This window comes from Bacillus daqingensis (genome assembly GCF_042654445.1).
In the GTDB taxonomy this organism is placed as follows: Bacteria; Bacillota; Bacilli; order Bacillales; family Salisediminibacteriaceae; genus Alkalicoccus; species Alkalicoccus luteus.
This window is the reverse complement of the sequence record NZ_JBHSGK010000013.1, coordinates 537,422-562,766: the sequence shown is the minus strand read 5'-3', so window position 1 is coordinate 562,766 and position 25,345 is coordinate 537,422. Positions and strand designations below refer to the sequence as shown.

The window sequence follows — 25,345 nt, the reverse complement described above, 5'->3', positions numbered from 1 at the left end:
GGGGAGACAGCATGTATCAAAGCATGGAAGACGCTGTTCTTGATTTAGAAAAGCACGGACACTTAGTCCGGATTAAAGAAGAAGTAGATCCAAATCTGGAGATGGCATCCATCCACCTGAAAGTGTTTGAGCAGGGTGGCCCTGCTATTTTATTTGAACGTGTAAAAGGCAGTCCGTTTCCGGCGGTTTCCAATATGTTTGGAACGATGGAGAGGTGCCGGTTTTTGTTTCGCAGCACGCTCGGAAGCGTGCAGAACGTCATGCAGGTCCGTCATGATCCAGCGGCTGCTCTGAAAAAGCCGTGGAAGCATGTGACGTCGGGAATCGCTGCGACAAATGCGCTTCCACTGAAGCGAAAAACGCTTGAGCCAGTCGGATTTCAGAAAATCTCTATAGATGAGCTTCCGCTGATTCGCCATTGGCCGGAGGATGGCGGAGCTTTTGTCACGTTGCCGCAGGTGTACTCGGAGGATCCTGAACAGCCAGGGATTATGAACGCAAATCTCGGCATGTACCGGGTACAGCTGAGCGGAAATGAGTTCGAGTTGAATAAAGAGGCAGGCATGCATTATCAGATTCATCGTGGAATCGGGGTGCATCAGTCGAAGGCTGTAAAGAAAGGCGAACCGCTTAAAGTTAGTATTTTTATCGGCGGACCTCCGGCACATACACTTTCTGCCGTGATGCCTTTGCCGGAAGGCCTGAGTGAAATGACGTTTGCAGGACTGCTTGCAGGCAGGCGGTTCCGCTACAGCTACGACAGCGGTGGATATGCTATCAGCAATGACGCTGATTTTGTCATTACCGGAGATATTTTTCCGGATGAAACGAAGCCGGAGGGGCCGTTTGGCGATCATCTCGGCTATTACAGCCTGACTCACGACTTTCCGCTGATGCGTATTCAAAACGTCTATGCACGCGAGAATGCCATCTGGCCGTTTACCGTCGTCGGACGACCGCCGCAGGAAGATACGGCGTTTGGCGCGATGATCCACGAACTGACCGGAGACGCGGTTCGTCAGGAAATTCCGGGAGTCAAAGAAGTGCACGCGGTTGATGCGGCAGGAGTACATCCGCTATTGTTTGCGATTGGAAGCGAACGCTACACGCCGTACCAGAAAACAAAACGGCCGGCAGAGCTTTTGACGATTGCGAACCGCATCCTCGGAACCGGTCAGCTCAGCCTGGCAAAGTATTTATTTATTACAGCGGGTGACGATGCCGTTTCGACGCATGACGAGGCAGGCTTCCTGAACTATGTGCTGGAGAGAATCGATCTGCAGCGGGATCTGCATTTTCAAACCGAAACGACAATCGACACTCTCGATTACAGCGGTACAGGGTTGAATACGGGCAGCAAGGTGATTGCAGCTGCTTATAGTGATAAACGCCGAGAGCTGGCTCAGGCAGTACCGTCTGCGCTGAAGCGGCAGGAGCTGATTGAAAAGACAGCGTTCGTTCAGCCTGGAGTAGCAGCGGTTGAAATCGGCAGCTATGCAGACGGTTCTGATGCAGAGCTGCTTGCCGAACAGCTGACAAAAGCAGGTGCAGATGATACACTGCCGATGATTGTCATCGTCGACGATGCAGACTTTACCGCTGCACAAACGAGTAATTTCCTTTGGTCCGTTTTTACGCGCAGCAATCCATCGCATGATATAAGCGGTGTCAATGAGCAATACCGCTTTAAACACTGGGGATGCGATCAAATGATTATCGATGCAAGGAAAAAGCCTCATCACGCACCACCGCTCGTAAAAGATGAAGCAGTTGAACGACGCACGGCCCGCTTTTTTGAACCTGGCGGAGTCCTGCATCACCTGCAATCGAAAGGAGACGCGAACGAATGAAAAAGCTGACAGCTATGTTTGCCGCTTTAGGATTAACAGCAGCCTGCTCTGCTGATAATCCGGATACCGAATCCTACAGTCCGGATGATTATCAGCTTGCTTTCCCGTCGACAGACGGAAGTGAAACGGAGATTTTCACTGACGACCGGGCAGATCTCTATTATTACTTTACCGGAGTCAATTGAAGTATCTGCCTCTCTCAGCTAGTTGAGCTGAACGAATCATTGGATGAAATTGAAGACGCTGGGTTTACCCTCTATGCGATAAGCCCTGATCCTGCTGAAAACCATCAGGTTATCGCCGATCAATATGACCTGGATTTTGACATTCTCACAGATGTACAAGGAGAATTCGGGTTCACTCATGAGTTCATTGAAGAAGACCAGACCATTTACCGTGGATATGTAGCGGCTAATCCGGATTCAAACGAACTCGCGAAAGAAATCGACTACCTCCCTGGAGAAAATATCGAGGAAGTTCTAGACGTGCTTGAATCGATGCAGGATTAACTTGAAAAGACGTGCCTGGCTTGGATCCGAACTGGCCAGGCCTTTTTATGTACAAGGACGGGGAACTGCCGCATTCGCGAAGGTTGACAGCAGAAGCGCTCTGGGAACGTGAAGCAGCGAAGAAGCAATCATAAGTAGCGACATGTCCATATGGAGGAGAATAAAGGAATCGGCAGCCTTCCTTTTCATTCAGTTATTCTCTCATAGGCAACCATTAACGATGAGCGCAAATTGGACAACTGCCGCCCGTAAACGCTGTCTCTAACCTAATATATACTGCTCATCATGCAGGCAGCTCGATTCAACGAAGTGTCTGGAAGCAGCTCATTTCCCGGGAAATAGTTTTGAACAGGGCAATGCTGGGAAAAGGTTGATAATGATGCAGAAAGGGTGACGAGAATGACGATAAAAATGTCGGTTTACTTTCAAAACGAGAACGATGCTGAATCGCTGTCTGCAAGCTTAAAAAAGTTCGGGATTAATAATGAACGCGTGGAGCGTGTGCCGGAGGACGGGAGTAAAGAAATTGTCGTTATTCCTGCGGCCGGAATCAGCGGTGGATCGGCCACAGGCCAAGGCGGTCATCCGGGCATTTTTCAATCGCTCTCGAATTTACGCGAGACCATGACAGCTGATCATGGCTCACATGCTGACTATGTACTGGAATTTGAAGCGCCTGAAGAGAACAAGCAAGACATTATAGATGAGATTAAACAGACAGAGGGTTACGTTACAAAGGAGATGACGGAATAGCCTGCTGCTGACACACAATGACGAAACCCGCCGGCTCGGCCATTCCTAAAGAGAACCGGAGGCGGGCTTTTTGTCATTTCATAAGAGGCACTAATGAAGCGGCACATCGCTGCTGAGAGGGAGGTGCCGCGATGACGCGGAAATGGAAGGTTGGCATTTACCTGTTTGAAGACGTGGAAGTGCTGGATTTTGCAGGGCCATATGAGGTTTTTTCGCTGGCTGAAGATGAGGACGGCGATAAGTTGTTTGATGTAATTACGCTCTCGTACCGCGGCGGGCTGACGGCTGCTAAAAACGGACTTCGAATCGAAACGGAAAAATCGATTCAAGCCTGTCCTTCGCTCGACATTCTGATTGTGCCAGGTGGTCACGGAGCAACAACGAATGAAGTGTACAACAAAGATCTGCTTACTTTCGTGAAGCAGCAGGCGAAAACAGCCGAGCTGGTGATGTCCGTCTGCACAGGAGCGTTTATTTTGGCGGAGGCTGAGCTCCTCAATGGGCGTGAAGCGGTGACGCACTGGATGGATCGTGACGATCTGCAGCGCGCTTTTCCGGATGTCACCGTCCTGAAAGATACACGTTTCGTAGACGAAGGGCCTGTACTGACAGCCGCCGGCATTTCAGCAGGCATCGATGCTTCATTGTATACAGTTGGCCGGTTTGCCGGAGAGCAGGCAAAGCTGCGCACCGCGAAACGAATGGAATACGAAATCAGGGAGTGAGGCTTGTGGATATCCGTAACATCTACTGTGTAGGCAGAAACTACGCTGATCATGCGAAGGAGCTCGGAAATGAGGTGCCGGACGCACCAATGCTGTTTATGAAGCCGACACATGCTCTGGCTCACGGTGCAGATAAAACGCTTGACCTGCCTGAGGATGCCGGAGAGGTTCATTATGAAACAGAGCTTGTCGTCCTTTTTAAAGATACGTACAGCCCGGATAAATCTCTTCAGGAAATGATTGGGCAGACAGCAGTAGGAATTGATTTCACGTTGAGGGACCGTCAGGAAAAATTAAAGCAGAAGCGGCATCCCTGGCTTGCAGCAAAAGGATTTAAATATTCGGCTGCAGTCGGTCCGTTTTTTCCGTTTGATGAGAAGCAGTGGCAGCACACAACCTTCCGATTAGAAAAGAATCATGAGGTAGTCCAGGAAGGATCACCTGCTCAAATGATCTTTTCCCTGCGTGAGCTTGTCGACTTTACTGGTCCGCTTCTTGGCATCGGTCCGGGGGATCTGCTCTATACGGGTACCCCGGAAGGAGTCGGGAAAGTGCAAAAAGGGGATGAACTAGTCCTCTTTTACAACAACCAAAAAGCGGGTACATTTCGGATTCAGTCAAGCGAATAGAATAAAAATGGAACTTGAGGTGGGATAAAGCATGTTTATCCCACTTTTTTAATGGGAAGATTGGCTTTACATGAAATCTTAAAGGAGGATGGTTGCATGCAGCATTACACAGGAGCTAATGCGCCTTATTTTGATACTGGCAGAAAACCTGTTCAAGGAGTCAGAGGAGCAGTGACATCGCCGAACTATCTCGCTACTCAGGCAGGCGAGCAGATTTTGCGCCGCGGTGGTCACGCCGTGGAAGGGGCGATTGCAGTCAATACCGTTCTATGTGTCGTTTACCCTCACATGGCCGGCCTTGGCGGAGATTTGTTTGCACTCGTTAAAAATAAAGATGAAGACGTTCAAGCCTTAAACGGCAGCGGCCGTGCCGGGGAAAATGCCTCACGCCGCTTTTATACTGACCAGGGCTATGAAGAAATCCCCGATCGTGGTCCGCTTGCAGCAAACACAGTTCCTGGAACGGTGGCAGCCTGGCAGGAGCTGCATCAAGCTTACGGCAACTTAACGTGGCCGGAATTGTTTGAGGAAGCGATTTATTTTGCAGAATCAGGATTTACCGTGACAGAAAAGTTCAGCCGGTTTTTGTTTGAAAAGCAAGAGGTCATTAACCAGCATGATAAAGCTGCCGCGATTCTGCTTCCAGGCGGGAACGTGCCTCAGCCAGGCGAGATCGTCAAGCAGCCGGAGCTTGCAGAGACGCTGCGCCGCATTGCGGAGGAAGGGGCAGAAGCGTTTTATTCAGGACCTATTGCAGAGCAGGTAACCGCATCGCTTCAGCAGGCCGGTGGACTGCTGACAATGGACGACATGCGCTCGCATGAATCCACATGGGAGACTCCGCTTTCTACAACGTATCATGAAGCATATGAAGTGTTTGAAATGCGTCCAAATACACAAGGGATTGCCACTCTCATGATGCTGAACATCCTGGAATATTTCCCTGTAGCCGCACTTGGAGACAACACGAAAGAATATTACCATGTGATGGCGGAAGCAGCAAAAGTAGCATTTACGTATCGTGATCAGTGGGTGACTGACCCGGCGTATGAACAAGTGCCGATTGAGTCGCTTCTTTCTGATGCACATACGAAAAAAATGGTCGATCAGATTGATTTACACAAGGCATACCCGGTTGCAGATCTGCCGCGGCTTCCGGAGCTTTCCGTTAATAAAGATACAACATTCTTTGCAGCCGTTGATGCGGAAGGAAATGCTGTCTCAATGATTCAAAGCATTTATCATGAATTCGGTTCCGGCTTTATGGCTGATGGAGGATTTCTGCTTCAGAACCGAGGCTCTTTCTTCAGCCTGGATGACGATCATCCGAATCGGCTGGAGCCGGGAAAACGAACATTCCATACGATTATTCCGGCACTCGCTTTAAAAGACGGAGATCCGTTCCTTCTGTTCGGGACAATGGGAGGAGAAGGACAGCCTCAAACACAATGCGCACTGCTGACAAGAATTGTTGACTTCGGCTACAATGTCCAGCAGGCGATTGAAGCACCTCGCTGGCTGTACGGAAGAACGTGGGGCGAAAACAGCTCTTCTCTCAAAATGGAAAAGCGGATTCCGGACAGTATCTTAACGGCGCTTGGCGACCTTGGCCACGAAATAGAAATTACGCCCGGCTATTCGCAGCAAATGGGCCATGCGCAGGCTGTATTATTCCGTCCAACGTGCTATGAGGCGGGAGCAGACCCCCGTGGAGACGGCATCGCACTTAGCTGGTAACACATGAAGCACGATAGATGAAAGGAGAGATTATCATGGAGGGAAATCTTCCTCTGGACTTGCTTCACTGGGGAGCAGCGGCTTTGCCGCTCGTTCTCCTGCTGATTATGCTGGTCGTTCTGCGCTGGTCGGGTCCACGGTCCGGCTGGATCGCAATGGGGATTGCAACGCTGATTGCGTTCACGCTTTATCAGGCACCGTTTGATGCGGTGGCGGTCGGATTCGGGAAAGGGCTTTGGGAAGCATTCTTTATTTTACTTGTCGTTTGGCCTGCTCTGCTTCTCTATCAGGTAACGAAGGAGGCAGGTGCGTTTACGGTTATCCGTGAGGAAATCCAGGAACATAGCCAGAACTACCTTTTTCTTATTCTCGCCTTCGGTTGGGTTTTCGCCTCCTTCCTGCAGGGGATAGCAGGCTTCGGCGCACCTATTGCAGTTGTAGCACCGCTGCTGATCGGGATCGGTGTAAAGCCGGTTACCGCTGTCGTGATCCCGTTGATTGGTCATGCTTGGGCCAACATGTTCGGAACGCTTGCAGTCGGCTGGATTGCAACGATTAACGCGGTAGAAATTCAGGAGCAGGCACTAACGCTGTTCTACACATCTATTCTGCTTTGGATTCCGAACCTGCTGGCCGGACTAATGATCTGCTACTTATTTGCAAAATGGAAGGGTGTAAAAGAAGGATTTTGGGTGGTTGTTATCATTTCCCTGATTCATGGCGGCGGCCAGCTTGCTTTGACACAGGTAAATGCTACACTGTCCACCTTTATCCCGGCAACGCTTGCAATGGTGGTGCTGCTCTTATTTGCCCGCCGTAAAAAATACAGTGAGCGTACGGAGCTCGAAGATGAAACGGATGTGTTGGAAGAGGAGCATCAAAGCACGTCTGAAAAACCGAAAATTTCCTTGCATAAAGCATTTATGCCGTATTATGTACTGACGGTTGTTTCGGTGCTTGCTCTAGGTATTCCTCAGGTAAACGAGTTTTTGGAGCAGTTTGAATTCGGCTTCCCGTTCCCGGCAACTGAAACGGGGTATGGTTTTGAGGAAGAGGCGGAAGGCATGTATTCACCGATCGCTCCGCTCACTCATCCGGGAACATATTTGCTGCTTGCATCGATCTTTGCTGTTTTCTATTATCGAAAGCTGAAGCTCTTCAGTGATGATGCAACGAAAGAAATCCGCAAAGGACTGCTCGGTAACGCAATTGGAGCATCACTCGCGATATCCGGGTTCTTAACAATGACAGAAATTATGGGTACATCCGGACAAACGACGGTTATTGCACTTGGCATCGCCACCGTTTCTACTCCGCCCGTGTATGTGGCGCTCGCAAATATTATCGGTATTATCGGGGCCTTTATGACCTCGTCCAATACCTCTTCAAACGTTCTGTTCGCACCACTGCATGGAAACGTGGCGGAATCGATGGATGGCCTGGGTCTTGCTGCGACGATTGCAGCACAGTCAACAGGCGGTGCAATCGGTAACTCGATCGCCCCTGCCAACGTTGTCTTAGGGACGAGTACGGCAGGCATTCAAGGGAAGGATGCAGAGGTATTTAAGCCGACGCTTGTCTTCTGCCTTATTGCAGGAATTGCCGTGTCTGCAACAGCCGTACTACTGCATCTCATAGGAGCATAAAAGACAGAAGACCGCATCTTCCTTTACAGGAGATGCGGTCTTCGCTTGTACTATTTGCAGGATCAAGCGTTGATCAGCAAGCGATGAAACTGATTCAGCGTTGAAAAGCGGAATTGCCGTTCTCTCCCTGGGTGATATCAATCAGGTCGGCGAGGGTTCGTTTGCCGCGGTCCTCTAAATAATGCAGTAGCTCTACAAGCAGATGGGCCGTTGTCAGTGCGTCACCGACCGCACTGTGTCGTTCAAATATTTTCGTGCCGAAGCTTAGTGCGTAATGCTCCAGATCGCGCATATCCCAGGATGGAGCCAGGTAGCCAATGAGGTCGAGCGTATCGAAATAGAGCGGTTCATCAAACGTATACTTGTGCCGGAGCAGCTCTTTTTTCAAAACGAGTACATCAAACGCAAGATAATGACCAACCCAGCCGCCGCTTTCATGCTTTTCAATGTACTCGTAAAAACGTTCAATGGCTTCCAGCGAATCAGGCGCGTCCTTCACATGATCATCGGTGATGCCTGTCAATTCCGTAATCCGCTCTGGAATAGCGCGTCCGGGATTCACGTACGTCTGAAACGTATCGTCGGTTACTTTCAGACGTTCCACGTGGACGGCACCAATTTCAATCAGCCGGTCGTGGCTGCCGACAGAAAAACCGGTAGCTTCCGTATCGAACACCGTAAACGAGAGCTCGCTGATCGGCGTATTCAGCGGCTGATCCTGAACGAGCTGGTAGTGAAGCTTCTTTTTCTTCCAGAACATCATCATGGGAAGCGCTCCTTTATGCTGGATTCACACTTACATTATTCCGAATGAGGCAAGCATCTGATTTTGAAGGGAGCGGACTGCTTTGAGAGCAATAATCAGCTCCTCTTTCTCCCTCGTTTTCATGTGCACGAACTGGACTTCGCTTGATGACTCTTCGCCGCGCTGGTAGCGGCTCCACGACTGAGAAACCCGGACCGCGAGCAGGACTTCATAGGCGAACATAATCTCGTCCGTAAACTGTTCGCTGAAGACCTTTCGTCTGCGAAGCGCCCGTATCGCTTCGGCAGGTGTTGCTTCTACGATTTCATGCTGGGCGCTTAGCAGCTGCAGAGAGTGATACAACGGAAACAGGGCCTCTTTCTTAATATCGAGCTTATCGCGCTTCATACGGAACAAAGCCCGGATTGGGTGATCAAGCGTCGGCACCAGCGCCTGTTTCTCGTTTTCCGCGGCCCGGTACAAAAAGATGCGCGACTTGGTCATCTGCTGCTTGACCATGGACGTAAACGAATCGCGCAATACCTCGTCTCCGTAAAGAAAACGGAAGGCGAGAAAGTTGTGTCCGAGCAGAATGTTGTCGTTAGTAGCTCTCAGGCCCCACGTGCGTATCCGTTCTTCCCAGCGATTGATAGACCCGCGCCACTGCTTGAATTCTGCCATCATATCGCCGTCACAGCGCTTGTAGCCGGCTGTTTCAAGAAAAGAGGTAATAACGGCACCGAGCCTTTCAAAATAACGGTCTGCTTCTTTCTGCTGATCAGCCGGAACGTTTTCGTAAACGAGAAAATGATCCTGGTCGGTGAGCAGGAATTGTTCTGCTCTTCCGGCACTGCCCATTACAAAGAAACCAAATGCGCAGGGCGGTTCTCCTTCATCGTCAGCTTTCATCTCCTCAAGTGCAAGCTCGATACAGTGACGAATGAGCCTGTCATAGAGGCTGGTGATAACGCTGAGAACGTGCTTAATTGGAATGCCATCTTCAAGGAGCTTGCCGAGAACGCCGTAAATGGCAGTTCTCACTTCGGGCAGCTTTTCCGGTGAGGAAGCTTCAATCTCCTGCAAAATATCAAACGTCCCCCGGTTTTTGCTGCGAAGCAGATCGGAAAGCGTAACGATCCCGGCAGGTTCCGTTCCGGAGACGACAGGCAGGTGTTTAATGCCATTGACGAGAAAGGTGGACAGTGCCTGATAATAGTAGGCGGATCTGCCGATTACAACCGGATCCGGCGTCATAATGTCTTTCACAGTGCCGTCGGATTTGCCGGGAGCGACGAACCGGTTTACGATGTCTTTTTCCGTCATGATGCCTGTAATACCGCCGCTTTCATTGACGATGATCAGCGAGCTTACAGCATGCTGTTCCATCTTCACCGCCGCTTCTTTGACCGGGGTGGATTCCGGAAGCGTCACAGGCGGGGCATTCATCAAGTCCTGCACTCGACGGATGAATGGCTCGCTTTCTCCCCACTGCCTGGAAAGACGAACTTGTTCAGCAAGTGACGCATAAATCTCACGCAGTCTTACCGCCACCTGACGCATCACATAGTCGCGAACTGTTTCATCATGCCATCTGGCTTCGAGAACTGAATACGGGATATGCAGGCAGGAGGTTTCTTCCGCCGCGCGAACCTCGACGGTGTAGGACTCCTCATGCTCGTTTGGTTCTCCGAGAAAGTCAGCAAGACTTGAAAAGCCAAGCATTTCACCGGCTTCCAGTACTTCCAGCACCTCCTGCGAGGCCGAGCCATCCGTATCTACAAACACTTCTGTCACTCCTTCAAGAATAAGGAGCAGACCTTCCCGTGCTGTTTTCGCATATAGTATTTTCTCACCGCGACTGTAGGCCACCTGCTCACACTGATCGATCAGCTCCTCCGCTTCAGCAGAGTTAAGCCCGCTGAAGAGAGGATGCCGTCGAATCGATTCCTTACTTGTCGGCTGAGTCATTCATCCAGACCTCGCCATCTTTATACGTCATCTGCTCCGGATAGCGAAGATCCATCGCTTCATCCTGAAGGTGCTGAGCAGGAGGCGGTGTCAGCAGCGACACGATAATGACGAGCAGAAGGTTTGCGGTAACCCCGAAGACCCCTGCGCCTGTATCCTGAATACCGAACAGCATGATACCGTTCATAGACAGGAAGATATAACCGAGCGTCACACCGAGTCCGCCAAGCATGCCGGCGATAGCGCCCTGTGCGTTCATTCGCTTCCACCAGACACCAAGGAACAATACCGGGAAGAAGGTTCCGCCTGCTAAACCGAATGCCCAGGCAATGATCTGCGTAATAACCCCTGGCGGATCAAGAGCTACAATACCTGCAGCTACGGTGGCAAGCACGATCGCAATTCGTCCGGCCTTCAGACGCTTTGCATCGGTTGCATCAGGCTTCAGAAGCCGATAGTAAATGTCGTGTGCAAATGAGGACGAAATCGTAATCAAGAGACCGCCGGCAGTTGACAGAGCAGCTGCCATGGCGCCGGCTGCAATGAGACCGACGACAAAGACGCCAAGGTTCGCGATTTCCGGCGTTGCCATCACGACAATATCCGGATTGATGACAAGGTCCTCCCATTCAAGAATACCGTCGCCGCCGGTGTCAGCTATTTCCAGAAGCCCGGTATTGACCCACGGTTCTGTCCAGGCGGGAAGTTCATCAATCGGCTGACCGACGACCTGCGTCATAATGATAAAGCGCGAAAACGCTGCATAGGCCGGCGCAGAGAGATAGAGAAGGGCAATAAAGAGAAGTGCCCAGGCACCGCTCCATCTGGCAGCCTTCATCGTCGTTACCGTGTAAAAGCGGACAATTACGTGCGGCAGGGCAGCTGTACCGACCATAAGCGTAAAGAGCAGAGCCAGGAACTGGCTTCTGTCGCTCTCAGTAAATGGCGCAAAGTATTCCGATATACCAAGCTCCCGGTCGATTGCACCGAGCTCATTTACGATGTTTCCGTACGTCAGCCATGGCAGCGGGTTGCCCGTCACTTGAAGCGACATAAAGATAATCGGTATGATGTAGGCCGTAATTAATATCAAATACTGAGCGACCTGGGTCCAGGTGACCCCTTTCATCCCGCCGAGGGAGGCGTAAATCGCAATAACGACAACCCCGATCATAACCCCCGTTGATGCCGGCAGGTTTAAGAGTCGTCCGATCACGACACCGGATCCTGACAGCTGTCCGATGATATAGGTGAAACTGATGATGATCGTCGCAATCGCAGCGATCAGACGGGCGACGTTGCTGTCGAATCTGTCGCCGATAAATTCCGGTACGGTAAAACGGCCGTATTTACGGAGCTGCGGAGCGAGCAGGAAGGTCAGGAGCAAATAGCCTCCCGTCCAGCCCATTATGTAAGCGAGCCCGTCGTAGCCGAGAATCATAACTGTACCGGCCATGCCGATAAATGAGGCGGCACTCATCCAGTCGCCGCCAATGGCCATCCCGTTCCATACCGGCGGGATGCCGCGGCTTGCTACATAGAAATCCGAAGTGACTTTAGCACGGTTGTAAACAGAAATTCCGATGTATAAGGCAAATGTTAATAGAATAAGCGTAAGTGACACAATTGACTGCTGGTCCAAGAAAGTTCCCTCCTTCGCAATGATAGAAGCGGCGGTTCAAGATGATTAATGGTCAGAAGCTCCGCCGCTTATTTGTTCGTTTTGCTTCTCATCAATACCAAACGCCTTATCGACACGGTCGCTGATCATAGCGTTCAGAAAGAGCAGTACAACGAACGTAATAACTGCTCCCTGTGCCCCCATATAATAGTGGGCAGGCATTCCGAGAATGAGAGCGCCGCCTTCGTAAATGCTTTCAGCGAAGAACGCAACCCCGAAGGATACAGAAAAACCGATGGCGAGAAAAATAATGACCATCATCGTACGGATTCGAAAGTATTTGTCTGCAGTCGCTTTTTCAACTTTTCGCATGTCTGTCACTCCTTCTTAGTATGTCTTGAACTGCCGGTGCTCGGAGCCTCACCTCCTTTAATGGTGTAATCGCTTTCAAATTAGCGCGTCTGATGCTGAGCTTCACGGGTTGTTCGTCTGCAGGAACGGCAGATCATCATTGGCGTCTTGCGCCTGGCGATGAGGTCGTTTGTAAGCAGAATAGCCGGAATAAACAGCAGGAACAGCGGTGTAAACAGGATGCCGACTGCAGTTGTTACAACAACTGGCAGGACAGACATCATAAACATATACTGCCAGCGCTCAATGACCTTAACGTCACGGCTGCGGCACGAAGGACAGCGTACTTCACTCATTGTCTGATCCCTCCGTCATTCAGCGCATACTGAAGATGAATTTCAGCGTGTCCCAAAACGGCATTGGGACCATGGCAACCTGCACGAATACGAAACCGATGATGGCAAAAAACGGCACGGTGAGCAGGAGCGGTTTTTTGTAGCGGATCGTTCCGATCACGGCTGCAAGCGCGAGCGTCCAAAATAAAATAAGCATCCACATGGTACGAAACCCTCCTTCAAACATATCGGAAGCGGTCAGACCACCCCGAGTATACGAGGCTCTATTACAAATCAGTATGGTAGAAAAACATCTGACGTATAACAGAACCGGGTAACAAATGTCTCTTTTACAATTCACTGTAAAAAGAGACACCTTTGATTATTTCAAATTTTCAGACTTGAAGCAACTTATTTGCCAAAAAAAGGCGTAATGTACTACCGCTTTGAAGCAACAAAGTCCCTGAATGAAAGGGATAGCGCTTCATTATCTTTTTTTTAAAATGATGGTACCGCGGATGCACCGAATAAAGACAGCAGAATAACAGCTTGAACCTTCAGCGTACAAACGAGCTCAGCAGCCGCTGGTACAACCGGACTGCGGGTGGAGCTGGGCTGCATCAGTACGGGCGCAAGAGCAGAAATTTGCCGGATAGTGAATAACGCATTTCCCCCGTTACCGCTTTGGAGCAGAAGCACGGAGCGGTTTCCGATCGTTTTTCTAATGGTCGATGGTATTGCCCGCTGAAAAGCGAGAGCTGTTTTTACGAGCTCTTCTTCGACAAAGCAGGTATGTTTTTGACTGCAAAAAACCGGCGATCCTTCATGAGGATCGCCGGCACAGGCTGTTGAAAAAGTCTTTCCACTTACATGCTTATTCGTTTGCTTGTCTTTCCCCTCTGCTTATCGAGCCTGTCGTGGGCTGGCCTTCAGCTATTTCTCAGGGTGACCCCCTTTCTGCAGGGAGGATGGCGCGGCTTCACTCGGATTCAGGCTTCTCACAAGAAGCCTTCAAGACCTAGTCCGGCTCCACTCGCACTTTTCATACCGTTCAAGATCGAACGGCGATGAGGCTTCACTCGGACACAGGCTTCTCACGGGAAGCCTTCAAGACCCAGTCCGGCTCCGCTCGCGCTTTTCATGCCGTTCAAGATCGAACGGCGATGAGGCTTCACTCGGACACAGGCTTCTCACGAGAAGCCTTCAAAAGCCAGTCCGGCTCCGCTCGTGCGTGGATACCGTTCGCAGATCTGAACGGCACGGCATCTTCAGGCTGCGCGGCTTCCACGTCCCCGCCGGACACAAAGGGGAAATGGATTTGTTTATAGAGAAAAACGTCCCAATCGCTGGACGCTGCGGCTTTTTTTAGTGGATACGTTGACGTTCATCCCGATTCGACATCGAAGCGTTGCCTAACGAAAGGTTCCCTCTAGATGGAACAAGCTCGTGTGAATCATCACCAGGGTTTCAACCGGACAGCCAGCTGCTAAATCGGAGGACCTCGACTCCGAGAGGATCAGAACGAGGCGAAGATCCGGCGGACGAAAGGAAGAAGCGGTTAGCTGAGACCGTTCCCTCCGGAAAGCGGGGGGTCCGCAGATACAGGCAGATACCATCTTATTCACCTGAAATGACGTTATCAACACGATGAACCGGCGATCCTTCATAAGGATCGCCGGCAGCGTGACCGCTTATACGATTTTTAGAACGTCCAAATGCCTGTTGAATAAATGAAAACGAGCAGGATACCAACTGGTGCGAAGACTCGCAGCAGCCAGATCCAGATGTTTCCGAGCAGCGTGTCTCCAAAATCTGAAGCTTCGAACGCATCGGCTTTTTTCCATCCCCATCCGATAAAGAGGGCGATAATCATTCCGCCGAGCGGAAGGAAGATGTACGAAGCCAGGAAGTCCATCGAATCGAATATATCCCGTCCGCCGATCAGCGTGATGTCTGACCAGACACCGAGACCGAGGGAGGCTGGAATACCAAGCAAAAAGATAATGGAGCCGATGATGAGAGCGGCCTTCTGTCTGGACCATTCAAACTGGCGCATGAAGTAGGCGACAGCAACTTCCAACAGGGAAACTCCGGAAGAAATAGCCGCAGCAGAAAGCAGGAAAAAGAAGGTCAATCCATATACGGTTCCAAGCGACATGCTGGAGAAAATCTCCGGCAGCGTAATGAAAACGAGTCCTGGTCCGGAGTCAGGCGCAATACCGAACGTAAAGACGGCCGGAAAAATCATAAGACCTGCGACGATCGCGAACAGTGAGTCCATGGATGCTACGCCGACAGCTGCTCCAGGCAGCTTTTCTTTTTTGGATAAATAGGATCCGTAGGTAATCAATGCCCCCATTCCCAGGCTGAGGGAGAAAAAGGCCTGACTCATAGCTGCCAGATAAATGGCCGGATCGGTAAGGGCGCTCCAGTCAGGAGAGAACAGGAAGCTCAACGCTTCACCTGCGCCGTTAAGTGTCATGCTGTACCCGGCCAAAACAAGAACGAGTATGGCCAGGAGCGGCATCAGAAACTTGTTGGACGCCTCAATGCCTTTTTTTACTCCGACAAATACAATTCCGGTGACGGTTGCCATAAAGGCAAACTGCCAGAACAGCGGATGAATCGGCGACGTGTGAAAATTCACAAAGAAATCTGCCGAAGCGCCTTCCGCTGCGACATTCAGTCCGCCAAATACATATTGGAAGAAGTAAAAGAGCGACCAGCCGGCTGCAACGCCGTAAAAGGCCAAAATAATAAATGCAGATGCGACTCCCATAAAGCCGGCAATAACCCAGGGTTTGCCAGGCGCGAGTGATTGAAACGAGCCGACGACATCAAGCTGTGCCCGGCGTCCGATTGTAAATTCTGCCATTAAAATCGGCAGACCAATTGCAATAATACATAAGATATAAATAAGTAAGAATGCAGCACCGCCGCTTTCTCCGGCAACATATGAGAAACGCCAGATGTTCCCGAGTCCGACAGCAGAACCGAGCGCTGCGAGCATAAAGCCGAGCCGCGATCCCCACTGTTCTCTGGCTGGTTGTTGCGATACCATAAAATGTGCTCCCCCTTTAAAACGTTGAAGTGTAAAAGTTTTAGAATTTTACTATAACACATTATGAAAAAATGAAAACAGTTATTTTTTCATATTTTCAGAAAAAGTCGAAGCTCACCGTGATTTTCCATGAAACGGATAGGTTGCCAAGGTGTGCAACCCGTGCGACACTATAATCAGAATAGAAAGAAAACAGATGGGGTGAACGGTATGGGAGTATTTGCAGAGCAGATTATTCACGCTCCGCTGTTTGCAACGGCGCAGGTCCGGGCGGGTGAGAGTCGGCTGAAACAGAACGAGGTGGAATGGGTGTCTGTAATGGAGACCCCGGTAGAGAATTTCATTCGGGAAAAAGAGTTTGTGCTGACGACGGGCATCGGCATTGGTGAAGATGCCGACCTGCTTGAAAAATTTGTTTCAGATGTTATTCATTCCGGCGCTTCCATGCTCGGAATCGCAACCGGCCGGCACATATTTGATATTCCGGACCGGGTGCTGCAGCTGGCGGAGGACCACGGCTTTATTATTGTAGATCTTCCCTGGGACATTCGTTTCGGCGATGTCATTTCCACCGTTTTAGATGAAATTAACAAGAGCAAGCAGGAGGAGCGGCAGGTGTCGGAGGAAATCAGGCTGGATTTTTTGAATCAAGTGCTCCAGGAAGGGGATTTACAGGAGATTGCCGAACTGTTGCACCGTCATACGCGTATGCCGGCGATGATCACGGAGTTCGATGGAACAATGCGGGCGTATTATGATGTTTCGGATGAGGTGCTCACTGCAGTAGAGGCGAAACAGTGGACTCGTCCGAAGGCGTATGAAATTGAGCAGCATTTAGGTGCTGCATTCAGCGAACACAGGCTGCATCCGCACATATTTGTATATGATACAGCTGGAGAGCGCTGGTGCCGCGTCCTGATTCATACGAAGCACCGAAAGCAGGGATTTGTCTGGTTCAGGCTTCCAGATGGTAAGCCGATGACGTGGTTTACGATGAACGTATTAGAACATGCGGTCACCGCGTGCGCTCTTTTCTTTATTAAAGAAGATGCAGTAGAGGCGCGTGAGATTAAAGTAAAAGACAGCTTTATTTTGCAGCTGGCCAAAGAAGAACCGGATGACTTCGGAGTTATTCGTTCCAAGGCGGAGCTTCTCGGCTATGATCTTGATCTGCCATACGTCTGCATCGTAGGAAGAATTCATCTTAGAGAAGATGAATCGGAATTTCCGTCGTTCCATAAAGACAATCCGCCGACCTCCTCTCTGCAAAATGTGAACTATTACATTCAAAAAGAAATCAACAGTGCAGCGAGGTTCATTGGCAGGCGGGCTATGGCTACGTTCGATGAGGATGAAGTCATTGTATTTCTCGAAGCAGCCTACGATGTTTATACAGAAACGGCGAATCAATTTCTCGACTATATTGAGCGCAGGCTCTCCGACATGCTCACGGAAATTGGACTGCGCTGGGGCATTTCGGTTAAAAAAGAAGAGGCGAATGGATTTCACCTAAGCTACCGTGAAGCCTATACTGCGCTCGAAATTGGCATTCGCAAGGCAGAAGAGACGAGCCGGACGTTTTATAAAGATACGAGAATTAACCGGGTGCTGCTTGCTATGTCTGCCAACCACGACATTCAGTCGCTCGTGCATGAAATTGTTAAACCGCTCGCCGACTATGATGAAAAACGTCAGACTGATTTGATTCATACATTTATGACCTACAACCGCTACAGTGGAAATGTGAGCCAGACGGCCCGCGCGCTGCACCTTCACAGGCAGTCGCTGCTCTACCGGCTTCGTAATATTGAATCCCTCACCGGACTGTCGCTCCTCGAGGCTGACGATGTATTCCTGTTAGAGCTTACCATTCGGCTTTGGCAGCTTAAAGATTTGCAGCGTCCGGCACTGGGTATTCAAAACGATCGGAGCCGAGGATGGACGTAAGCTGCTTCCTACAAATGTCTTCTGGACTTCTAACAGTCCGGAAGCTTTTTTTGTGAGGAAATATAACGGTTTAAAAGGCTTAAAGAGCTTGATGCAAAGCCATTTGTTGAAAGTGTATAAACCGGGTAGATAAATGTTCATACAGTTTGTACATCACATAAATGATGCTGAGCGTCTATGATGAAAAGTAAGAACAATCAAAACTTTCAAACGAAAGAGGGTGGATAGACATGCTTCCTTTTGATATTCAGGAATATCAGGAGCGCCTATTGAAAACAAAAGAGAAAATGGCCGAGCGGGACATCGAAGTGCTGCTTGTAACCGATCCGGCGAATATGAATTACCTGACTGGATATGATGCATGGTCTTTTTACGTACACCAGATGGTTGTCATTATTATCGATGAGCCGCAGCCTCTTTGGATCGGCCGCTATCTTGATGCCAATGGCGCTAGAGTGACCACCTGGATTTACGACGAAAATATCATCGCCTACCCGGACTACTACGTTCACTCCGACGTGTACCATCCAATGTCATTTATCGGAGAGATCTTAACGCAGATTGGTCATGGAAACCGACGAACCGGAGTAGAGATGGACAGCTACTACTTCAGCGCGAAAGCGTTTATGAAATTACAGCAGGCACTGCCAAACGCCGTCTTTACAGATGGAGATCTCGTCGTCAACCGCGTTCGCATCGTCAAATCCACCCAGGAGATTGCATACATGGAGCGTGCAGCGCAAATTGCCGATAAGGCGATGAGCAGCGGCGTGGACAATATCCGGATCGGCAGCAGGGAAAATGATGCTGCAGCTCATATTTATTACAGCATGATCAGCGGCACAGACGATTACGGCGGGGATTATCCGTCCATTGTTCCGCTCATTCCTTCCGGAAAAAATACCGGTGTTCCGCATTTGACGTGGAGCGAGCGTCCTTTTGAGGATGGGGATTCCACGATTATCGAACTTGCAGGCTGCTACAAGCGCTACCACGTTCCGCTTGCGAGAACGGTGACGATTGGCACACCCGATGACCGGCTTCAGCAGCTGCAGCCGATTGTACAGGAAGGAATTGCATCGGTGCTCGATGCAGCGAAGCCAGGTACCACCTGCTCTGATATGGAAGAAGCGTGGCGCAAGTCGATCGGACGCTACGGCATTGAAAAGGAAGCAAGGCTCGGTTACTCTGTCGGTCTCGGCTATCCGCCGGACTGGGGCGAGCATACAGCAAGCATCCGCCGGGGCGATGAAACGGTGCTGGAGCCGAACATGACATTCCATCTGATTCCGGCACTCTGGTTTGATCAGTACGGCATTGAAATATCGGAAACACTTCGGATTACGGAAACAGGCTGTACGACGTTCTCCAACTATCCGCGGGAGCTGATCGTAAAGCACCCTTTTTTGATGAATCAGCAGAGCGGTGAAATTTCGTAAAATTTGTGAGGGAGGTTTTTACTATGAACAAAGAGACAAAGATGGGAACAAAAGCAATCTGGGCAGGAGAGCAGGACTATTTGGCATTCGGAGCGACACAAGTGCCGGTCGTACACAGCGTGTCCTACGGATATGAAGATATGGACGAATGGTATGAGGTAGCGGTAGGAAATAAAAAGGGACACATCTACGGCCGAAACACGAATCCGACAGTCGAGGCGTTTGAACAGAAGGTAAAAATTCTCGAGGGAGCGGAGCACGCAACAAGCTTTTCTACAGGAATGGCAGCGATCAGCAACACGCTCAGCACCTTCCTCCGTCCTGGAGACAGAATCGTATCCATTAAAGATACGTACGGCGGAACGAACAAGATTTTCACAGAGTTTCTGCCACAAATGAATATTGATGTGGAGCTTTGCGATACAGGGGATCATGAAGCAATTGAGCGCGAAGTGGAAAAAGGCTGTAAAGTGCTGTATCTGGAAACACCGACGAATCCCACGGTGAAAATTACCGATATTGCGCGTATGGCAAAAGCAGGTAAAAAAGCTGGGGCACTAGTCATCGTAGACAACACGTTTGCTACGCCGATCAACCAGAATCCGCTCGAAATGGGCGTCGATCTTGTGCTGCACAGTGCCACAAAATTTCTGGGAGGACACGCAGATGCTCTCGGCGGCGTGCTTGTCGGCTCGCATGAGCTTGTTGAAAAGGTGTATCATTACCGGGAAATTAATGGAGCAACGCTTGATCCGATGGCGGCATACCTGCTTCTGCGCGGCATGAAGACATTGAAGCTGCGTGTTGAGCGTCAAAACGAGAACGCCCAGAAGGTAGCTGAATATTTGCAGACAATTGATATGGTCGAGAGCGTCTTTTATCCGGGACTGGAAGAGCACCCGCATCACAACATTGCCAAAGAGCAGATGAAAGGCTTTGGCGGTATGCTCAGCTTCAGCGTAAAGGGCGGGGTGGATACAGTCCGCCACCTCCTGCCGAAGCTCCAGTTTGCGAACCGGGCTGCGAACCTTGGTGCGGTGGAAACGATCGTCGGACCGTCTAGAACGACAAGCCACGTAGAGTGTACACCGGAAGAGCGCGCTGCCATGGGTATTCCGGAAGGTCTGATCCGCTACTCAGCGGGTATAGAGGATATCGAGGACCTGATCGGCGATTTGGAACAAGCATTTCAGTCGCTGCCAAAGGAGCTCTACACAAGCGTGTAACAACATGACAAGGAGGCGGCTTGTATGGCAGTCAAACTAGCATTTATCGGATTCGGAGGGGTCGGCCAGGCACTCTTGAGAATCCTGCTCGACAAGGAAGCACAGCTTCGCGATGAAGAAGGAATGGAAACGAAAGTGGTGGCAGTATCTGATGTAATGAAAGGGGCAGTCTATCACCCGGACGGGCTGGACGGACGGCAGCTGCTTGAACTCGTTTCCAGCGGTAAAAAGCTGGATGAATACGAAGGGCAGGGCGTCACGTACGGACTGGACAGCATGGATTCGATCCGGAACACAAATGCGGATACGATCGTGGAAGTAACGTTTACAGACGTGAAAACAGGACAGCCGGCAGCAGACCACTGCCGGGCCGCTTTTGAGCTTGGGAAGAACGTTGTCACGACGAATAAAGGTCCTGTCGCGGTAGCTTACCGGGAGCTGCAGGAGCTTGCTGATAAAAACGGTGCGTTTTGGGGCTTTGAGGGAACCGTCATGAGCGGAACTCCGGCACTGCGGCTGCCGCAGGAAACGCTTCGCGGCAACACGATCAGCCGAATCAGCGGGATTTTAAACGGAACAACGAACTATATGCTGACAGAAATGGAAAAGGGACTTTCCTATGAAGAAGCGCTGGAGCAAGCGCAGGCGAACGGCTATGCAGAGGCCGATCCGACAAGCGATGTAGAAGGATACGATGCGAGGTACAAAGCGGTTATTCTTTCCAACGTCGTCCTCGGGGTTCCGCTCGCAGCAGGCGATGTGACCTGTACAGGCATTACCGGCATTAAAAAAGAAGATCTTGACCGTGCCAAAGCAGCAGGAAAACGGCTTCGTCTCGTGGCATCCATTGAGCGGACGGCCAGCGGGGTGAAAGCATCCGTTGAACCGGTCGAGCTGGAGGAGGACAATCCGCTGGCAGCCGTTCGGGGAGCAGTGAATGCCATTTTGTATGAATGTGATTTATCCGGACCAATCTTTTTAAGCGGTGCAGGCGCCGGCCTCGCCGAGACCGGATTCTCCCTGTTGATTGATTTGATTCACGCAGAACGGATGAAACAAAAAGTGAAACAGTAAAGAGAGAAAGGCGGTGCTGCTTGTGCAGACGAAAGTGCTCTCAGCAAAAATGTATGCCCTCGGTGACTGGGTCAGCCAGGAGGAAACGTTTGAGGTGATGGACCCTCAAAATAATGAGGTTATTGCAGTTGTACCAAAGGCTTCGAAAGAAACGGTCCGAACGATTATTGACGGTGCTGACGAGGCGTTTAAGGCCATTTCCTCATGGCCGGTGCACGAACGCATCCGCGTCATTCAGCGAGCAGCAGATTATGTGGAGAAAAACCACGAGCGTTTCGCTTATACGATCGCACGGGAAGGATCCAAAACGATCACGGAGGCACGGGGAGAGGCGAGTCGGGCGATTCAAACGCTTCGTATCAGTGCCGAAGAAGCCCGCCGAGTAAAAGGGGAAACCATTAATTTCGACCAGCGTGAAGGAAGTGAGAACCGGACCGGCTATTATTTCCGTTTTCCAATCGGAGTCGTAGCGGCGATTACACCGTTCAACGATCCGCTTAATCTCGTCGCGCATAAGGTAGGTCCGGCGCTTGCAGCCGGCAACGCAGTCGTCGTGAAGCCAGCTTCGGTTACACCGCTTAGTGCGCTGCTGCTGGCAGAAGCATTTGATGCAGCGGGTGTTCCAAGAGGATTCCTGTCCGTTGTGACGGGCTCCGGCAGGGAGCTTGGAGACGAGCTGGTGTCGCATCCAGCTGTCAAGATGGTTTCATTTACCGGCGGCTCATCAGCCGGGGATCGTATCGCAGAAAAGGCAGGACGGAAAAAGCTGGGGATGGAGCTTGGGTCTAATTCACCTGTCATCGTGCTGAATGATGCCGATCTCCACGATGCAGTAAGATCGACAGTTTCTGGCGCATTTGCTGCAGCCGGGCAAAACTGTATCGGCGTGCAGCGGGTATTCATTCAGGATGAGCTGTATGAGGATTTCACCGATTTATTTGTCGAGCGGACGAAGGAGCTTCAGACTGGAGATAAACTGTCTGAATGGACGGATATGGGACCGCTCATCCAAGAGTCGGAAGCAGAGCGGGTCGAGCAGTGGGTGAACGAAGCAGTAGCAGCAGGAGCGGTCATTCTGCAGGGCGGCAAACGAAACGGTGCCTTCTACGAGCCGACAGTGCTTGCTGACGTTCCGCACAGCTGCCGGGTCTATTATGAGGAGATATTCGGACCAGTCGTTATTCTTGAGAAGACGGCAGGGCTGCAGGAGGCGGTTGCAGCGGCAAATGACGTAGATTATGGTCTCCACGCCGGCATTTTCACTTCCAGTATTGACCATGCCTTTTATGCGGTTCATCACCTGCATGTCGGAGGCGTGATGGTAAACGACAGCAGTGACTACCGCATTGACGAAATGCCGTTTGGCGGTGTGAAGCAGTCTGGTTTAGGACGCGAAGGCGTCGCTCACGCCATTCAGGAAATGACGGAGCCGCGCGTCGTTTGTTTTAAGCTGACACAGCCATGGTCCGTGTAAATGCAGCAGGAAGAAGAAAAGCGCTTCAGGATCTACAAGTCCTGAGGCGCTTTTTATAAGTTGTCTGATAAACGAAAATAGTACGTTTCCAGAACTTCAGCTTTCGGCCTTTACACTGAAAAACCTTTTCAGTAAATTCGACGCTGGCGTGATTTTCTCATCATGAGCTCCGGCTGAGATTCTGATCCTGAGGTGCTTTTCGTTGTTCAGGCAGAGCCTTTCCACTTTTGAGCCATCGGATGCGTTCGTTTTTGTCGTTTAACTGTCAACAGGACGGAGCCTATTACGAGCGCCATACCTGCTCCCTGCCACACGGTAATCACTTCCCCGTAAACGAGCAGTCCGATGATAATCGCGACGACAGGTTCTACAGTCGACAGAATCGCAGCTCTTCCTGATTCAATCCAGCGGAGTCCAGCTGTATACAAAATGTAAGCAGCAACCGTCGCAAAAAGAGCGAGGCCGAGTCCGGAAAGGATGACGCCGCCGGTAAAGAGCTCTGCTTTCTCCCAAAGCCTGCTCGTCGGCAGCAGAAACAGACTTCCAAATACCATCGAATACGTCGTAATGGTCATGGCATGGTAGCGGCCGCTGACGTATTTTCCGAAGATGCTGTAAAGCGCATAAAAGAAGCCGGAAAGAACGCCAAATACAATCATCGTGCCAGACGTTGATAACGAACCTGCCGGAAGCAGGCCGACGGTAAACACACAGCCAAGCAGCATCAGGACCAGTGCTGCGCTTTTACGGGCCGTGAACGGTTCCTTAAAGGTCAAACGGGAAATGAGTGCGACAAACACCGGGCCCGTATAGAGTAAGACGACCGCCAGCGAAATGGAGGCTCCCTCAATTACAGAGAAAAAGAAGTAATTGAAAAACGCTATGCTGACGATGCCGGTCCCGACGAAGAAAGGAAGATCCTTCAGTTTTACATATAAAAGGCTTCTGTCATACACCGAAAGAAAGGCGAGCAGAAGTGCAGCAGAAAAGGAGAGGCGGATTCCGACTACCTCCCAAGGTGTAAAGCCTGCGGCGTTTAGTTCATTTACGAATAAACCGGTCGTGCCCCAGAGGGCAGCCCCGGCCATAACAAGTAAATAAGCGGTTTTGGAAGTCATTGGCATCCCTCCTGCACGCTCCTCATTTTAATACGCGCAAAGCAAAAAGAAAAGCCTTATGTTAAGGCGAAAACACCCCAGCTGAAAGGTGAAAAGACGAACAATATATAGTATAATAGAAGTAGCTTAAAACGGAGGCGATGTATCAGTGTCAAGGAGCAATAAAGAAATCAAGTCAGCATTTCAATCTGCCCGGGCATCCCTGGCAGTAGAGGGAATGACGCTTTCGGCTAAGCAGGAGGCTCTCGTGATGGACCAGCTTTCAGGAAGAATGAGTGAAGAAGCTTTCGTTGAGCGTGCCCTGGAACTTTCCCGTCATGAGTAAATACCGGTCAGGACCGTCTAGGTACTGTTATCCCGGAACAGAAACACTTCGCAATTATTTTCATATACGCCGGGAAGAACAGCTTCAGCGTCTCGATGCCATGTTAACGTCTAAACGTCTGGCAGAGCTATCATTGAAGCCACTTCAAGGCGGCTGGGATTTTGCCCATTTGTGCCGGATTCACGCTTGGATTTTTCAGGACTTGTATCCATTTGCCGGCAAGGTGCGCCAGGAGAATATCTCGAAGGACGGCTTCACGTTTGCTCAGGCAGCCCACATTGAGCAGAGTGCAGCTGCCCTTTTTTCTGCGCTTCAGCAGGAAAAATGGCAGAATATGGACCGTGAAACGCTGGCAAAGAAGCTTGCCTGGTATTTCGCAGAAATGAACGTGCTGCATCCATTTCGAGACGGAAACGGCCGCAGCATCCGTGAATTTATTCGGGCCCTTTCTTACGATGCAGGCTTTGAGCTGAACTGGGCGGAAGCCGATAAGTCAGAAGTGCTGGAAGCTTCGATCCGCTCGGTTACGGACCCGGTCCCGCTTGAAGATGTATTATACCGGCTGCTGAAACCGATGGGAAAATCGGCTGATGCAACCTGAGCCGCGGTGGAGATCATCCGCCGCTTTTTTTATGGAAGATAACGGCCGGACCTCATTTGACGCAGGGAGAGGCTGTTGAGAGCGAAAGGCAGAGGCCTTCAGCTCTAAAAACGCTGCAGTAGTTCGCGTACCGTTCTGAGTAAAATACGTTGCACGTTTTCCATCCCCTTTTTCCCGGGTATGAGGATAGGCAGAAAGGATATGCGAAAAA

The 25,345-nt window shown here is 50.6% G+C and carries 23 protein-coding genes; 15 read left to right on the top strand and 8 right to left on the bottom strand.

Translation table 11 applies throughout. The features are described 5' to 3' along the window. Positions 1 to 11: 11 nt before the first annotated feature. The 8 genes from ACFO4L_RS13995 to ACFO4L_RS13960 all read left to right on the top strand — a co-directional run bounded on the left by ACFO4L_RS13995 (position 12) and on the right by ACFO4L_RS13960 (position 7,849). Positions 12 to 1,850, top strand: a complete 1,839-nt coding sequence (locus ACFO4L_RS13995; protein ID WP_377910299.1) for a UbiD family decarboxylase — start codon at positions 12 to 14, stop codon at positions 1,848 to 1,850. Next, positions 1,847 to 2,035 carry a hypothetical protein gene (locus ACFO4L_RS13990; protein WP_377910298.1) on the top strand — a complete coding sequence of 63 codons (189 nt, stop codon included), beginning with the start codon at positions 1,847 to 1,849 and terminating at the stop codon, positions 2,033 to 2,035. The genes ACFO4L_RS13995 and ACFO4L_RS13990 overlap by 4 nt, the downstream gene beginning before the upstream one ends. 3 nt (positions 2,036 to 2,038) lie before the next feature. Beyond that, on the top strand, positions 2,039 to 2,359 hold the full coding sequence (locus ACFO4L_RS13985; RefSeq protein WP_377910329.1) for a peroxiredoxin family protein: 321 nt from the start codon (positions 2,039 to 2,041) through the stop codon (positions 2,357 to 2,359). A gap of 399 nt (positions 2,360 to 2,758) precedes the next feature. Beyond that, the gene (locus ACFO4L_RS13980; protein WP_377910297.1) at positions 2,759 to 3,112 is read left to right on the top strand and encodes a hypothetical protein; all 354 of its coding nucleotides are present in this window, start codon (positions 2,759 to 2,761) and stop codon (positions 3,110 to 3,112) included. A gap of 131 nt (positions 3,113 to 3,243) precedes the next feature. After that, positions 3,244 to 3,837 (top strand): DJ-1/PfpI family protein, encoded by a 594-nt coding sequence (locus ACFO4L_RS13975; protein ID WP_377910296.1) that lies wholly within the window; start codon positions 3,244 to 3,246, stop codon positions 3,835 to 3,837. Between the two features lie 5 nt (positions 3,838 to 3,842). Next, complete coding sequence (locus ACFO4L_RS13970) at positions 3,843 to 4,466, top strand: fumarylacetoacetate hydrolase family protein (RefSeq protein ID WP_377910295.1); 624 nt, start codon at positions 3,843 to 3,845, stop codon at positions 4,464 to 4,466. 96 nt (positions 4,467 to 4,562) lie between these two features. Next, positions 4,563 to 6,203 (top strand): gamma-glutamyltransferase, encoded by a 1,641-nt coding sequence (gene ggt, locus ACFO4L_RS13965; RefSeq protein ID WP_377910293.1) that lies wholly within the window; start codon positions 4,563 to 4,565, stop codon positions 6,201 to 6,203. A gap of 35 nt (positions 6,204 to 6,238) precedes the next feature. Then, on the top strand, positions 6,239 to 7,849 hold the full coding sequence (locus tag ACFO4L_RS13960; RefSeq protein WP_377910292.1) for an L-lactate permease: 1,611 nt from the start codon (positions 6,239 to 6,241) through the stop codon (positions 7,847 to 7,849). Between the two features lie 94 nt (positions 7,850 to 7,943). Here the strand turns inward: ACFO4L_RS13960 and ACFO4L_RS13955 are convergent, their stop codons facing one another. The 7 genes from ACFO4L_RS13955 to ACFO4L_RS13925 all read right to left on the bottom strand — a co-directional run bounded on the left by ACFO4L_RS13955 (position 7,944) and on the right by ACFO4L_RS13925 (position 15,930). Further along, positions 7,944 to 8,609 (bottom strand): 3'-5' exonuclease, encoded by a 666-nt coding sequence (locus tag ACFO4L_RS13955; RefSeq protein WP_377910328.1) that lies wholly within the window; start codon positions 8,607 to 8,609, stop codon positions 7,944 to 7,946. A gap of 36 nt (positions 8,610 to 8,645) precedes the next feature. Then, the gene (locus ACFO4L_RS13950; protein WP_377910291.1) at positions 8,646 to 10,562 is read right to left on the bottom strand and encodes a DUF294 nucleotidyltransferase-like domain-containing protein; all 1,917 of its coding nucleotides are present in this window, start codon (positions 10,560 to 10,562) and stop codon (positions 8,646 to 8,648) included. Then, complete coding sequence (locus tag ACFO4L_RS13945; RefSeq protein ID WP_377910290.1) at positions 10,543 to 12,204, bottom strand: sodium:solute symporter family protein; 1,662 nt, start codon at positions 12,202 to 12,204, stop codon at positions 10,543 to 10,545. Before ACFO4L_RS13945 ends, ACFO4L_RS13950 begins: the two co-directional genes overlap by 20 nt. Before the next feature lie 45 nt (positions 12,205 to 12,249). After that, positions 12,250 to 12,555, bottom strand: coding sequence for a DUF4212 domain-containing protein (locus ACFO4L_RS13940; RefSeq protein WP_377910289.1), 306 nt, complete (start codon positions 12,553 to 12,555; stop codon positions 12,250 to 12,252). Between the two features lie 80 nt (positions 12,556 to 12,635). After that, positions 12,636 to 12,890 (bottom strand): hypothetical protein, encoded by a 255-nt coding sequence (locus tag ACFO4L_RS13935; protein ID WP_377910288.1) that lies wholly within the window; start codon positions 12,888 to 12,890, stop codon positions 12,636 to 12,638. Positions 12,891 to 12,909: 19 nt separating this feature from the next. Continuing rightward, on the bottom strand, positions 12,910 to 13,092 hold the full coding sequence (locus ACFO4L_RS13930; protein WP_168008238.1) for a hypothetical protein: 183 nt from the start codon (positions 13,090 to 13,092) through the stop codon (positions 12,910 to 12,912). 1,479 nt (positions 13,093 to 14,571) lie between these two features. Further along, the gene (locus ACFO4L_RS13925; RefSeq protein ID WP_377910287.1) at positions 14,572 to 15,930 is read right to left on the bottom strand and encodes a sodium-dependent transporter; all 1,359 of its coding nucleotides are present in this window, start codon (positions 15,928 to 15,930) and stop codon (positions 14,572 to 14,574) included. Between the two features lie 210 nt (positions 15,931 to 16,140). On the opposite strand from ACFO4L_RS13925, the gene ACFO4L_RS13920 reads away from it, so the two are divergent. The 5 genes from ACFO4L_RS13920 to ACFO4L_RS13900 all read left to right on the top strand — a co-directional run bounded on the left by ACFO4L_RS13920 (position 16,141) and on the right by ACFO4L_RS13900 (position 23,090). Further along, positions 16,141 to 17,877: a PucR family transcriptional regulator gene (locus ACFO4L_RS13920; RefSeq protein ID WP_377910286.1), complete on the top strand. Its 1,737-nt coding sequence runs from the start codon at positions 16,141 to 16,143 to the stop codon at positions 17,875 to 17,877. A 230-nt stretch (positions 17,878 to 18,107) separates the two neighbouring features. After that, the gene (locus ACFO4L_RS13915) at positions 18,108 to 19,316 is read left to right on the top strand and encodes a M24 family metallopeptidase (protein ID WP_377910285.1); all 1,209 of its coding nucleotides are present in this window, start codon (positions 18,108 to 18,110) and stop codon (positions 19,314 to 19,316) included. 23 nt (positions 19,317 to 19,339) lie between these two features. Beyond that, positions 19,340 to 20,542, top strand: a complete 1,203-nt coding sequence (locus ACFO4L_RS13910; RefSeq protein WP_377910284.1) for a cystathionine gamma-synthase family protein — start codon at positions 19,340 to 19,342, stop codon at positions 20,540 to 20,542. 24 nt (positions 20,543 to 20,566) lie between these two features. Next, on the top strand, positions 20,567 to 21,616 hold the full coding sequence (locus tag ACFO4L_RS13905; protein WP_377910283.1) for a homoserine dehydrogenase: 1,050 nt from the start codon (positions 20,567 to 20,569) through the stop codon (positions 21,614 to 21,616). Between the two features lie 22 nt (positions 21,617 to 21,638). After that, positions 21,639 to 23,090 (top strand): aldehyde dehydrogenase family protein, encoded by a 1,452-nt coding sequence (locus ACFO4L_RS13900; RefSeq protein ID WP_377910282.1) that lies wholly within the window; start codon positions 21,639 to 21,641, stop codon positions 23,088 to 23,090. A gap of 206 nt (positions 23,091 to 23,296) precedes the next feature. Here the strand turns inward: ACFO4L_RS13900 and ACFO4L_RS13895 are convergent, their stop codons facing one another. Beyond that, positions 23,297 to 24,208: a DMT family transporter gene (locus ACFO4L_RS13895; protein WP_377910281.1), complete on the bottom strand. Its 912-nt coding sequence runs from the start codon at positions 24,206 to 24,208 to the stop codon at positions 23,297 to 23,299. A gap of 148 nt (positions 24,209 to 24,356) precedes the next feature. On the opposite strand from ACFO4L_RS13895, the gene ACFO4L_RS13890 reads away from it, so the two are divergent. Further along, a complete protein-coding gene (locus ACFO4L_RS13890) occupies positions 24,357 to 24,533 on the top strand; it encodes an antitoxin VbhA family protein (protein WP_377910280.1) in 177 nt (58 codons plus the stop codon). After that, positions 24,526 to 25,134 carry a Fic/DOC family protein gene (locus tag ACFO4L_RS13885; protein ID WP_377910279.1) on the top strand — a complete coding sequence of 203 codons (609 nt, stop codon included), beginning with the start codon at positions 24,526 to 24,528 and terminating at the stop codon, positions 25,132 to 25,134. Before ACFO4L_RS13890 ends, ACFO4L_RS13885 begins: the two co-directional genes overlap by 8 nt. Positions 25,135 to 25,345: the final 211 nt, after the last annotated feature.